Annotated in this window: 12 protein-coding genes; 4 read left to right on the top strand and 8 right to left on the bottom strand. The window is 67.9% G+C overall.

The genetic code is table 11. From position 1 onward, the window contains the following. Positions 1-59 precede the first annotated feature (59 nt). Complete coding sequence (locus tag CRM90_RS14200; RefSeq protein ID WP_102807598.1) at positions 60-638, bottom strand: TetR family transcriptional regulator; 579 nt, start codon at positions 636-638, stop codon at positions 60-62. A gap of 82 nt (positions 639-720) precedes the next feature. Between CRM90_RS14200 and CRM90_RS14195 the strand changes: the two genes are divergently transcribed. After that, the gene (locus CRM90_RS14195) at positions 721-1398 is read left to right on the top strand and encodes a class I SAM-dependent methyltransferase (RefSeq protein WP_102807597.1); all 678 of its coding nucleotides are present in this window, start codon (positions 721-723) and stop codon (positions 1396-1398) included. Here the strand turns inward: CRM90_RS14195 and mmpH are convergent. Genes mmpH through manT form a run of 3 tightly spaced genes read right to left on the bottom strand, consistent with a single transcriptional unit; the run spans position 1388 to position 4444 of the window. Next, positions 1388-2464: an MMP endo-(1,4)-3-O-methyl-alpha-D-mannosidase gene (gene mmpH, locus CRM90_RS14190; RefSeq protein WP_102807596.1), complete on the bottom strand. Its 1077-nt coding sequence runs from the start codon at positions 2462-2464 to the stop codon at positions 1388-1390. The genes CRM90_RS14195 and mmpH overlap by 11 nt on opposite strands. Next, positions 2448-3179, bottom strand: coding sequence for a class I SAM-dependent methyltransferase (locus tag CRM90_RS14185; protein ID WP_102807595.1), 732 nt, complete (start codon positions 3177-3179; stop codon positions 2448-2450). Before CRM90_RS14185 ends, mmpH begins: the two co-directional genes overlap by 17 nt. Further along, a complete protein-coding gene (manT, locus tag CRM90_RS14180) occupies positions 3173-4444 on the bottom strand; it encodes an MMP alpha-(1->4)-mannosyltransferase (protein WP_102807746.1) in 1272 nt (423 codons plus the stop codon). Before manT ends, CRM90_RS14185 begins: the two co-directional genes overlap by 7 nt. 189 nt (positions 4445-4633) lie before the next feature. Between manT and CRM90_RS14175 the strand changes: the two genes are divergently transcribed. Then, positions 4634-5347 (top strand): MBL fold metallo-hydrolase, encoded by a 714-nt coding sequence (locus CRM90_RS14175; RefSeq protein ID WP_102807594.1) that lies wholly within the window; start codon positions 4634-4636, stop codon positions 5345-5347. A 1-nt stretch (position 5348) separates the two neighbouring features. Here the strand turns inward: CRM90_RS14175 and CRM90_RS14170 are convergent, their stop codons facing one another. Continuing rightward, complete coding sequence (locus CRM90_RS14170) at positions 5349-8279, bottom strand: aminotransferase (protein ID WP_102807593.1); 2931 nt, start codon at positions 8277-8279, stop codon at positions 5349-5351. 57 nt (positions 8280-8336) lie between these two features. On the opposite strand from CRM90_RS14170, the gene CRM90_RS14165 reads away from it, so the two are divergent. Then, positions 8337-8894, top strand: coding sequence for a nicotinamidase (locus CRM90_RS14165; RefSeq protein ID WP_102807592.1), 558 nt, complete (start codon positions 8337-8339; stop codon positions 8892-8894). Then, positions 8894-9685 carry a ketosteroid isomerase family protein gene (locus tag CRM90_RS14160; protein ID WP_102807745.1) on the top strand — a complete coding sequence of 264 codons (792 nt, stop codon included), beginning with the start codon at positions 8894-8896 and terminating at the stop codon, positions 9683-9685. The genes CRM90_RS14165 and CRM90_RS14160 overlap by 1 nt, the downstream gene beginning before the upstream one ends. Before the next feature lie 12 nt (positions 9686-9697). Here the strand turns inward: CRM90_RS14160 and CRM90_RS14155 are convergent, their stop codons facing one another. The 3 genes from CRM90_RS14155 to CRM90_RS14145 all read right to left on the bottom strand — a co-directional run bounded on the left by CRM90_RS14155 (position 9698) and on the right by CRM90_RS14145 (position 12158). Continuing rightward, positions 9698-10519, bottom strand: coding sequence for a DUF1206 domain-containing protein (locus CRM90_RS14155; protein WP_102807591.1), 822 nt, complete (start codon positions 10517-10519; stop codon positions 9698-9700). A gap of 55 nt (positions 10520-10574) precedes the next feature. Continuing rightward, on the bottom strand, positions 10575-11231 hold the full coding sequence (locus CRM90_RS14150; protein WP_102807590.1) for a DedA family protein: 657 nt from the start codon (positions 11229-11231) through the stop codon (positions 10575-10577). 63 nt (positions 11232-11294) lie between these two features. Then, a complete protein-coding gene (locus CRM90_RS14145; protein ID WP_102807589.1) occupies positions 11295-12158 on the bottom strand; it encodes an ABC transporter permease in 864 nt (287 codons plus the stop codon). Between the last annotated feature and the right edge of the window lie 97 nt (positions 12159-12255).

Genomic DNA, 12255 nt, shown 5'->3' with positions numbered 1-12255 from the left:
CCCGTCAGGGCCGGATCAAAGGCCCGTCCAACGGTTTTGAGACCGCAGTCACAGGCGAATCAGGTCAGCAGCAGGCGCGCGGACGCCTCGAGCCGGCTGGCGATCTCGGTGTAGGACGCGTAGCCCATGCCGGCCCGCACCAGCGCGCCCGCGTAGAGCTGCTCGAGCGACTCGATGACATCCGCATCCGAATCGCATTGTGCCCCAAGGGCTGTGCTGAGCCGCTGGTGAATCTCACGGCCGATCCGGAACCGCAGATGCTCGACATCGGGATCCTTGCCGAGCAGAGCGGTGGTGACCGCGCCTGCCAATTCCGGCTCGTCGGCCACCAGAAGTGCGATATGCCGAAGCACGCCGACCACGCGATCGACCGGGTCGGGGGAGTCGTCCGGCGGTGCCGGTGTCGAGGCCAGGCGGCGCCAGAACACCTCGGCGACAAGATGCTCTTTCGACGAGAAGTACGTGTAGGCGGTGGCCGCGCCGACCCCGGCCTCGGCCGCGACCATCCGGATCGTCAGCCCGGAGAAACCTTCTCGGCTCAGCACCTCGACCGCGGCGCGACCCAAGCGGTCCACTGTAGCGGCCTGCTTTGCGGTCAACCGGCGTCGCGTTGATTCCCGAGCTACCGGATCAGACACATGTCCGGACGCTACTACAACTGACCTGCACCGACAAGGTGCGCGCTGGCCATGGACCATGCGTAAGGGCTAGGTTCGGATCATGAGCCGCACCGACACTGCCTCTGCAGCGCAAACTTCCCGACTTTTCGAATTGGCGGAGAAAGTCGTGGGCTTCATGCCGGCCGACGAGGGACGTGCGCTGTACGACGCGGCGCTGCGCTACCTGGACGCCGGGATAGCGGTCGAGATCGGCACCTACTGCGGGAAATCGACGGTCATGCTGGGCGCCGCGGCCGCGGCGACCGGCAGTGTGCTGTACACCGTCGACCACCATCACGGCTCCGAAGAACATCAGGCCGGCTGGGAATTCCACGACACCACGATGGTCGATCCGGTCAGCGGACGGTTCGACACCTTGCCCACCTTCCGGCGCACGCTGGACGCGGCCGACCTCGATGACACGATCGTCGCGGTGGTCGGCAAGTCTCCGGTCGTCGCGCGCGGCTGGCGCACCCCTTTGGATCTGTTGTTCATCGACGGCGGGCACAGTGAGACCGCCGCCCAACAGGACTTCGACGGCTGGGCCAAGTGGGTGGCCCCCGGCGGCACGCTGATCATTCACGACGTCTTCCCGGACCCGCGCGACGGTGGCCGTCCGCCCTACAACATCTATTGCCGCGCAATAGAATCCGGCCAGTTCACCGAGGTCGGCTGCACCGGTTCGCTGCGGGTCCTCGAGCGCACCTCGGGAGCCGCGGGAGACGTGGTCAGCGCCTGACGCATTCACAGTCGTACTCGCCCTCCAGACCGCGCGGCAGGTCGGCGGCCCGGAAGATGGCGCTACCGCCGGTTGTCGACGACAACGCGTCGGCGGCCAGGATGACCGCCGCGGCGGTCCAGGTGGTCCGCTCGACCGGCCAGCGTTTCCCGTCGGCGAAAACCAGTCCGGTCCAGTAGGAGCCGTCCTTTTCGCGTAGGTGCTGCATGGACCTGAACTGGGTCAGCGCGCGCGATCGGTCGCCCATGGCGTCCAACGCCAGCACCAACTCGCAGGTCTCGGCTCCGGTGACCCAGGGCCGGTCGTCGACGCAGCGGATGCCAAGCCCGTCGACCACGAAATCGTCCCAGCGCTGGGCGATTCGGGCGCTGGCCTGCTGGCCGCGCAGCGCACCGCCCAGTATGGGGTAGTACCAGTCCATCGAATGGTGCGGCTTCTCGGTGAAGGCGTCCGGATGTTCGGCGATGGCGTGGCCCAGCCGTCCCAGCGCCACTTCCCATTCGGGTTGCGGATCGTCCAGCCGATCGGCGAGGGCCAGCGCGCAACGGATGCTGTGGTACACGCTGGCGCAGCCGGTCAGCAACGCCTCCTCGAGAACACCGGATGGGCCTTGCGCCCAATAGATTTCACCGGTCCCCGCCTGCAAACCGAGGACGAAGTCGATTCCCGCCCGGACCGTCGGCCACATGTGCTCGGCGAACCGGACGTCGCCGGTCACCAGATGGTGGTGCCAGACGCCGGCGGCGATGTAGGCACAGAAGTTGCTGTCGCTGTTGGCATCCTCGATCACGCCACGCCGGTACTGGATGGGCCAGGAGCCGTCGGCGCGCTGCTCGCGGCGGCACCATTCGTAGGCGGCGCGGGCGGGCTCGAGAAGGCCGGCCGCCGTCAGGGCCATCGCGCATTCGACGTGATCCCACACGTCGGTGTGCCCGATCTCCGACCAGGGGATCTCACCCGAGGATTCCTGAACGGCGGCAATCGATTCCGCTGTCTGACGACATTGCTGCGGCGTGAGGATGTCGGCTACGCCGGGCACACCCTCGAGATCACTGGGGCGTGGCATTCGTCAACGGCTTCTCGAAGTAGAGGGCCACACTCTTGCCGACCAGCGGATTGAGCGCGGATTCGGCCAGTCTGGTCAGCGCCGGCTGCGACATCATGTCCCACACCAGCAGCTGGTGATACGCCTTGACGGCCGGGTGGTTCGGCTTCTCCACGCCGACCGCACATTTGAGCCACCAGAACGGTGAGTGCAGGGCGTGCGCGTGATGGGAGTGGGTGAACTCCAGGCCACCGCGAACCAGTTTGTCGCGCAGTTCGTCGGCCTTGTAGATCCGGATGTGGCCGCCCTCGTTGGCGTGGTATTCGTCGGACAGCAGCCAGCAGATCTTCTCGGGCAGCCACCGCGGCACCGTCACCGCGAGCTTGCCGCCGGGCTTGAGCACGCGAATCAGCTCGGCGATTGCGGTGTCGTCGGAGGGGATGTGCTCCAGGATCTCCGAGGCGATCACCACGTCGAATTCGCCATCCGGGTAGGGCAACGCCAGCGCATCGCCGACCACGACCTGAGCCTTGGCCGATGCGGGTGCCTCGCCGGCCTCGCCCATGGCCTGCAGCAAGGTGTCGACTTCGGCAAGTCCTTCGGCGTCCATATCGAAGGCGATCACATCGGCGCCGCGCCGGTAGGCCTCGTAGCTGTGCCGGCCGGCGCCCGCACCGACGTCGATAACCTTGGTTCCCAGTCCGACAGCGAGCCGGTCATAGTCGACGGTCAGCATGATTCGTCCACCGCCTCGACAGAGGTGGTCACGCGCCCGGTCCGGGCGATCGCCTGCTCGTAGACCCGGACGGTCTGAGCGGCCACCGACTCCCAGCTGAACACGTCGAGCGCACGGCGCCGGCCCGCGGTGCCCAGCCACTGACGGCGGGCGGGGGATTCCAGCAGCCGGCCGAGCGCGGCGGTCAGCTCCGTGACGTCGCCCGGTGTCACCAAGTCGGCGCACTCACCGTCGGGGCCCAGGACCTCCGGCAGCGCGCCGGCCCGACTCGCCACAATGGGGGTGCCGCTGGCCATGGCCTCCACCGCGGGCAGGGAGAAACCTTCGTAAAGCGAGGGGATGCAGGCGATTTCAGCCGAGGCGAACAGCCCGGCGAGCTCCTCGTCGGACAAGCCGCTGGAGGTGTGCACGATATCGCTGATACCCAATTCGGCGATCAGCTTCTCGGTCGGCCCGTTGGGCTCCAGTTTGGCGACCAGTTGCAACTCGAGGTCGTGCTCGGTGCGCAGCTTGGCCACTGCGTTGAGCAGGTGCCCGATGCCCTTCAACGGACGATCCGCGCTAGAGATCGCGATGATGCGGCCTGGGACCCGCGGGGCGTCCGAGGGCTTGAACAGTTCGGTGTCCACCCCGAGCGGCACCACGCGCAACTGCTGTGGGCTCACGCCGAAATCGTCGGCGATATCGGTGGCCGACGACGATGACACGGTGAGCAGGTCGGGAATACGGCGGGCGACTTTCTTCTGCATCTGCGCGAAGCCATACCACCTGTGCACCAACGGCTTTCGCCACCATTTGGCCGCAGCGAGGTCGAGAACGCGGTCCCGGGTGATCGGATGGTGCACGGTGGCCACGACGGGCAGACCCATGTCGGCGATGCGGAGCAGGCCGGTGCCCAGGCACTGGTTGTCGTGCACCACGTCGAACTCGCCGAGGCGGGCGGCCAGCAGCCGGGCGGCGCGCAGGCTGAAGGTGCGAGGTTCGGGGAAGCCGGATGTCCACATCGTGGCCAGTTCTAGTGCGTCGAAGCGGTCACGGATCTCGCTGGGGTGTGGCACGCGGAACGGGTCGGGTTCCCGGTAGAGGTCCAGGCTGGGAACCTTGGTCAGCCGAACCCGCGGGTCGAGGATCTCGGGGTAGGGCTGACCCGAGAACACCTCGACGTCATGGCCGAGTTCGACCAGTCCGCGGCTCAGGTGCCGGACGTAGACGCCCTGCCCGCCACAGTGGGTTTTGCTGCGGTAGGACAGCAACGCAATCCGCATGTTCACGCTCCTGCAACGTCCGTGACTGATACGGCTGAACTACCCGCCGAGCTCGCATATGTCATCGTGTAAGTAACCGGACACGGTCAGCGAACTGTCTGGACATGTGTCTGGACTATAATTCGCTTAGCTACACAGTGCAACGTAAGTGCCCACTACCACCGTAGGCCAGGGTCTATCTTTCCTGTGATGCACCTCCTCTGGGAAACGCTGACCGATGGTGTATACCGCTGCCGGCTGGCCTTTCTCGACGTCACGGTCGGACTGGTTCGAGGCGAGCGCCGAAATTTGCTGATCGATTGCGGTACAACGCTTTCCGAAGCAGCCCAGATTGCCGACGACGTCGTCGACATCACCGGCGCTCCGGTGACCGACGTGGTGATGACCCACCACCATTTCGACCACATCCTGGGCTCGGCCGGTTTCGGTACTGCCGTCTTGTATTCGCCTGCCGCCGTGACCCGTGCGCTGACCACGGGAATCGGCGACGTTCGGGCCCACGCCCTGCGATACGGAGCCCACCCGGACCTGCTGGACCAGGCGATCGCCGGTGTCCGCGCCCCCGACCACACCGTGACAGCCGCCGACCTGGACCTCGGCGGCCGCAGCGTGCACGTCGAACTGCCGGGACCAGGCCATACCGACCACGACCTGGTCGTGGTTGTTCCGCCGGTAGTGGCAGGCGAGCGCCGGGTCGTCTTCTGTGGCGACCTGGTCGAAGAGTCCGCCGACCCGGCGATCGACGCCGGCTCCGATCTGCCGGCCTGGCCGCACGCCCTGGACCGGCTGCTCGAACTCGGCGGCGACGACGCGCTGTACGTGCCCGGGCACGGCGCGGTGGTCGACGCGGCGTACGTCCGCGCTCAGCGCGACTGGCTGGCGGCGCGCACCTCGTCGGGCTGACTCACCACCCGGTGTTCAGCACCCGGTCGAGCATGTCGACGAAGAAGTCCGCCGACTCCCGGGTGATGCACATCGGCGGTTTGACCTTCAGCACGTTCTGCCGGTCGCCCGTCGGCTGCACGATCACACCGAGCTCGAGCAGCCGTTCGCAGATCGCCGCGGTCTCGGAGACGGCGGGTTCCAGCGTGGTGCGGTCGCGGACCAGTTCGACGCCCATGTACAGCCCGCTGCCGTGCACGGTGCCGATCAGCTCGTGGCGGGTCGCCAGCTCCTCGATTCGGGCCCTGAGATGGTCCCCGACGACCAAGGCGTTGTGCTGCAGGCCCTCCTTCTCCAGCTGGTCGAGCACCGTCAGGCCGACCACACAGGACACCGGGCTGCCGCCTGCGGAGGAGAAGAAGTAGCCCTGGGTGCGGTACCGCTCGGCGATCTCGCGGGTGGTGATGACCGCGCCGAGCGGCTGACCGTTGCCCATCGCCTTGGCCACGGTGACGATGTCGGGCACCACGTCCTGCTGCTGGAAGCTCCAGAACCAGCGCCCGGTGCGGCCGTAGCCGACCTGGACCTCGTCGGCGATGGCCAGCCCACCCGCTGCGCGCACCGCGGCGTAGACGGCCGTGAGGTAGCCGTCGGGCAGGGCCATCCCGCCTGCGTTTCCGTAGAACGGCTCACAGATGAACGCCGCCGGCGGATTGCCCTGTGCGGCAAGGCGTTCGATGATCTCCACCGCATCGGGGGCGTAGCGCGCGGCGTCCGGCCCGCGATACTCGCCGCGGTAGGCGTTGGGGGAGGGCACGGTGTGGACCCAGCTCGGCCTGGTGGCCAAAGCGTTCGGGTTGTCTGCCACCGACGTCGACACGGCGTCGGTGGCGTACGTCCAGCCGTGGTAGGCCTCGGCCATCGAGACCACGTCATGACGCCCGGTCGTGGCCATCGCCAGCCGCAGCGCCAGGTCGCCGGCCTCCGAGCCGGAGTTCACCAGGAACACCGTGTCCAATGGATCGGGCAGGGTGGCAGCCAACCGCTCCGAGAGCGCCACCACCGCGGCGTAGTTGAATCGCGAATTGGTGTTGAGCCGCCGCCACTGGCGCGCGACGGCGTCGGCGAGCACCGGATGACCGTGGCCCAGGAGCGCGACGTTGTTGACCATGTCGAGGTAGCTGCGCGCCTCGGTGGACACCATGTGCTCGCGCCAGCCCCGCTCGATGCGGGGCGGATTGAGGTAGTAGTGCTCCTGGACCGTGGCGAACGAATCCGCCCGGCGGCGCCACAACGCCTCGCCGTCGTCGGCCGCGGCCGCCACGGCGGGCAGGCCGAGCAGCGCGTTCGGGTTTTCCACCAGGCTCAGCCAGCCCGCGCCGTATTCGGCGCGAACGAAGTCGGGGACCTCGACGTCGGGACCGCCGCGCCACTGGATCCAGGCTCGACCCTCGACGCTGCCGAGCACTGCGCCCGCGGTGACGCTGCCGCCGGACCGGACCTCGTCGTCGACGTGCAGGTGCCCGCGCACCTGCACCGTTCCCGCGGTGCCGGTGAGGGTGAGACTGTCCTCGGCGGTTGCGTCGATCACGCAGTCCCAGGGTGCGGTGATCGGTGACGGCACGGCCAGCCACACGTCCAGACCGGTGCCGACGGTGGCCGACGACTCCGCACTCAGCGGCGCCGAGCGCGTCATACGGGGTTGGCCGAAGGTCGTCACGACCGCAGCGGCGCCGCCGGCCAGCGCCTCGGCAGCCAGAACGTCTTCGCAGTCCGCGCTCAGCCACCGGCCGGCATCCAATGCGTCGGCTTCTGACGACAGGTCCAGTCGCACCACGGCGTCGGGCGCAAGGCCGCCGATCAACGGGGTGGGCACGGGTGGCGGCTCGAGGGGCTGGGCCGCTCCGAGTGCCGCGCGGATAGTGGCGGTCATGACATCGGTGGGTACCTCGATGGCGCGTTCGAAGATTCGCCACTCGTAGTCCAGGGCGCCCGTGGCATAGGCGTTGTCGACGTCGATCGAGGCCTGGTGGACGCCGCTGACCACCAGCACCGCCGCCCGCAGCACGACCAGCGGCCACAGTGCCTCGACTTCGGCGGGGCTCAGCGGACGCACCGCGTGGAAGGCGGCCACGGCAGGCAGGGTCGCGACGGGTTCGCCGCCCTCGTGGCGCAGCAGCGAGGAGACCGCGATGGCCAGTTCGCCGACGGTCCACGACCGGGTGAGGTCGCCCAGGTCGATGACGCCGTCGGGCAGCCGGCCGCTCTCCGGTGGGCCGCACACCACGTTGTCGTCGGTGAGGTCGCCGTGGATCACCTGGACCGGCAGATCATCAGCGAGGTCGGCGACCACCTGCCACGCTGCGGCCGTGGCGGTTTCGACGGCCTCGCGGCGTCCGGGATCGGACATGTGCTCGGCGAGCACCTCGACAGTGCGCAGGGCGTGGCGCAGGTCCCACTGCAACACGCGGTCGACGCCGGCATGGTCGAAGTCGGCAAGGGCGCGGACGGTCCGGCCGGCCAGGGCGCCGAGCGCTGCCGCCCGCACCGGCGTGAGGTACCCGTCGCCGCTCAAGGTGCCGCCGGCCAGGTGCGCGATGATCCTGGCGTACAGCGCGGCCCCGTTGCCGTCGAGCACCTCGGCTATCGGGTCGACGCCGGCAAACGCGAGGTTCGTCGCGGCGCGTACGTCGCAGCCGGCCTGAGTGAGGTACTCCGCCGCCGCGTCCTGCGCTTCGATCTCGATGCGGGAGAACGCCGGGTTGGCGATCTTGAGCACCCCGATCGGCTCACCGCCGGGACGGCTCAGCAGGAAGTTCGCGTCCTGCTGGCTGCCCAGCGCGGTCACCTCGCCGTCGATCCCGAAGTGCGTCGTGGCGATGTCATGGGCCTGCGCCGCGGTGATCGCCGGCACCGGCAGCTCCTCGGCCTGGAAGAAGTCGAACGGTGTCATATCGCTACGAACTGTACTGCGGGTGGACAGCCTCGGATCTGCCGATACGGTGGGCTGATGCGGGCGTTGATCATCGTCGACGTGCAGAACGATTTCTGCGAGGGTGGATCGCTGGCCGTCGCCGGGGCCGGCGATGTGGTGCGCGGGATCAGCGCGCTGCTGGCGGGTGACCACGGCTACGACCACGTGGTGGCCACGAAGGACTATCACGTGGATCCCGGTGCGCATTTCGCCGACCACCCCGACTTCAAGGATTCCTGGCCCGCGCACTGTGTGGCCGGGACATCCGGGGCCGATTTCCATCCCGAACTGGACACCACCCCGATCGAGGCGGTGTTCCACAAGGGCGCGCACACCGCGGCCTACAGCGGCTTCGAAGGCCACGTCGACCACACCTCGCTGGCCGACTGGCTGCGTACCCGCGGGGTCGACGAAGTCGACATCGCCGGGATCGCCACCGACTACTGCGTGCGCCAAAGTGCTGCCGATGCCACCCGCGCCGGCTTCAAAACCCGTGTGCTGGTTGACCTCACGGCCGGTGTCGCGCCGGGGTCGACCGCCGACGCGTTGGACGAGATGCGCGGTCGCGGGATCGAACTGGTCCACACCGCATGATGGCCGCGCCCCGATCGACACTCATCGACGTGGTCGACCGCTCCCCGCTGATGGCGGCCGATCATGACCGTGCCGGCTGGGTCGGATTGTTCACCGATGACGGCCGGGTCGAGGACCCCGTCGGATCACGGCCGCACATCGGCCCGCTGCAGATCGGCCGGTTCTACGACACCTTCATCGCGCCGCGCCGGATCGTTTTCCGCCACGAGGGCGACATCGTGTCGGACACCACCGTCATCCGCGATGTCGTCCTCGATGTGGGGATGGGTCCTTCTGTGACGATGCACATCCCGGCGGTGCTGCGTTACGACCTGCGGGAGGTCACCGATGAGTGGCGCATCGAGCGGTTGCGCGCCTATTGGGAACTGCCTGCGATGGTGGTGCAGTTCGCCCGCAACGGGGCGGCGGCGGCTCCGCAGGCGGTGGAGCTGAGCCGCGCTCTGATCCGCAATCAGCGGTGGCGGGGGACGCTGGGGTTCGCCTCCGGGTTCCGGGGCGCTCGGTTCCGGGGCAAGCGAACGGTGCGCGGCTTCCTCGACGCGGTCACGGCCGGAGATCAGTTGCGGGCCTGGCGCGCCCTGGGCTCCGGAGCGCTGATCACCCGCGGTGAGCAGAACCCGATGAAGTTCGGTGCGTTCGTCGACGAGCTGGCCGGGGCATCGTGGACGAAGACCATCGCCGCGGGCTCGTCGGTGACGGCGTCGTTGCGCGGGCCGCGAACCGGCGTGCTGATCGCCGAATTGGGCACCGCCGGTGGGTCGATCACGCGGCTTCGATATTTCGCCGAGTAGCGGGCGCTTGCGCTACATCCGCGCGAAGCGCGACATGACGAAGCAGTAGGCGCCGTAGGCGGCGAAGCCGGCCGCCGCCGCAATGAGCAGCACCTTGCCGAACGGGGCCTGGCCCAGACTCTTGACCGCGGCGTCCAGGCCGGCGCCCTTGGCCGGGTCGGCGGTCACGGTGGCAACCACCAGCAGCACCCCGGCACCGCCCAGCACGACGCCCTTGGCGGTGTATCCGGCGATGCCGAGCGGAGTGATCAGCGGGCCACCCCCGGTGACGGTGAGGTCCTCCTCGAACTTCGTCGAAAGGCCCTTGTAAACGTGATAGCCGCCGATGCAGATGATCACGACCGCGGCGATGAGCAAAATGCCTTTACCCCAACCTGTTTGGAGCAGACGCGCGGTCAGGCCGGTGTTCTGCTCCCTGCTCGACCGGCCGCCGCCACTGGCGAATCGCGCGGCGGCCAGTGCGATGCCGACATAGAGGACGGCCAGTGCCGCGGACTTGATCCGGTCGAACGCGTCGGAGGCACCGTCATGTTCGCGACCCGGCTCGGTGGGGTGGGAGCCGAGGATCGCCTCGGCCACCCGCCACAGCGCCAGCGCGACCAGGCCGCCCGCGGCGAGCCACAGCGCGACCGCGCCACCCGGCTGGGCGGCCAGCGTCGCCATCGCACCCGACTGATCGGCGTTTCCCGCCATGCCGAAAACCAGGTGGACGATGATGTAGGCGATCACCAGATGCAACATGCCACTGATCGCGTAACCACCCCTGGCCGCGAGTTCGAAGGACCTGCTTCCAGTGGCTGCTCGCGCAGCACCGTGCATTGCATTGTCAGCCACGAAATTTGGGTTACCCCCGCGAAGCGCTGGAAAAACTGACCGCAACTGCCTCACATCACTCGCGCTTGCGCAGGGTCTCCCAGTCATGCTCGGATTCGAGTTGGGCGATCAGATTGCGGGTGCGCTCCCGCAGTAGCAGGGTCAGCCCGATGCCTGCGACGATCGCGATGACCAGCGCAACCCAGGAGAACCGCGCCAGCCACTTCTCGGCGGCCAGACCGAGGTAGTAGACCACCGCGGTGGTGCCGCCCGCCCAGCAGACGGCGCCGGAGGCGTTGGCGGCGAGGAAGCGGCCGTAGTGCATGTGCAAGGCGCCCGCCAGCGGGCCGGCCAGGATCCGCAACAGCGCGATGAATCGGCCGAAGAACACCGCCCACACACCCCATCGGGTGAACAGCTGCTTGGCCAGCGCCACATGCCCGGGACCGAAGTGGTTCGGGAAGCGCTTACCGAGCCGCTCGAACAACCCCATCCCGAACCGACGGCCGATCGTGTAGCCGATTGAGTCACCGATGGTGGCGCCGATCGTGGCGGCGGCACCCACCCACAACGGACTGATGTCGAGGGTGTGCCGGCTCGCCAGCAGTGCCGCGCTCACCAAGGCGATTTCGCCCGGCAAGGGGATGCCGAGGCTTTCCAGCCCGATGATCAGACCGACGACCAAGTACACCGCCAGCGGTGGGATGGATTCCAGTATCGCGTCGACGCTCACCCGCCAAGGATGCCGTACCCGTGCTGACTAGCGGACCGAACGGGCCGGTTCGCGTGTCGGAACTCAGGTGTCGCGTTTGCGCCGGTACAGCGTTCCCACGGCCAGCAGGACGAGGCTGATCACCAAGATCGCGGTGGCGAGCACGTTGATCTGCGGTGGCACAGCCGCTTTCGTCGCCGCATTGACATAGAGCGGATAGGTCACCGTTGAGCCACTGACGAAGTAGGTGATGATGAAGTCGTCCAGCGACAGCGCGAACGACAACATGGCGGCCGCCACGATACCCGGCACGATCAACGGCAGTGTCACCCTGAAGAAGGTGCGCAGCGGACTGGCTCCCAAGTCCAGCGAGGCGTCCTCCAGCGTCCAGTCGAACCCGCGGATGCGGGCCCGGATCGTCATCGCGATGAAGCTGATCTCGAACGCCACGTGGGCGATCAGGATTGTCGTGAAGCCGGTGGGCCAGTTCAGATCCAGGAACAGGGTCAGCAACGAGGCACCCATCACGACCTCGGGCGAGGTCAGCGGCAGGATCAGAAAGGTGTCCACCGCGGTGCGTCCGCGAAACCGTTGCCGGACCAGTGCGACCGCGACCAGGGTGCCGAGCACGGTGGCGATCGCCGTCGACACGGCGGCGACTTCCAGGCTCAGCTTGAGCGCGTCGGTCAGGGCCGGGTACTTGAACGGATGGGCCCAGTTGTCGAGCGTGAAGCCCTGCCAGGTGTAGTTGAACTTCCCGGCCGGATCGTTGAACGAGAATACGATGATCACCAGGATCGGCAGGAACAGGTAGAACAGCACCAGCCCGGCGACGATCCGCAGTGCCACATCGCCGATCTTGAACGAGCCGCGGAAATTGCGGCCGGGCTTGGCAAGCCCACCGTGATCCACCGTCTGCGCGATGGCCAACCCGGCTTCTGTTGTCATGCGCGATCCCGCTTCGCTTCTCGCTGGGAAGTCATGCGCGACCCCGCTTCGCTTCTCGCTGGGAAGTCATGCGCGACCCCGCTTCGCTTCTCGCTGG

It is taken from the genome of Mycobacterium sp. ENV421, assembly GCF_002887815.1.
Taxonomy (GTDB): Bacteria; Actinomycetota; Actinomycetes; order Mycobacteriales; family Mycobacteriaceae; genus Mycobacterium.
This window is presented reverse-complemented; position numbering and strand designations above follow the sequence as displayed.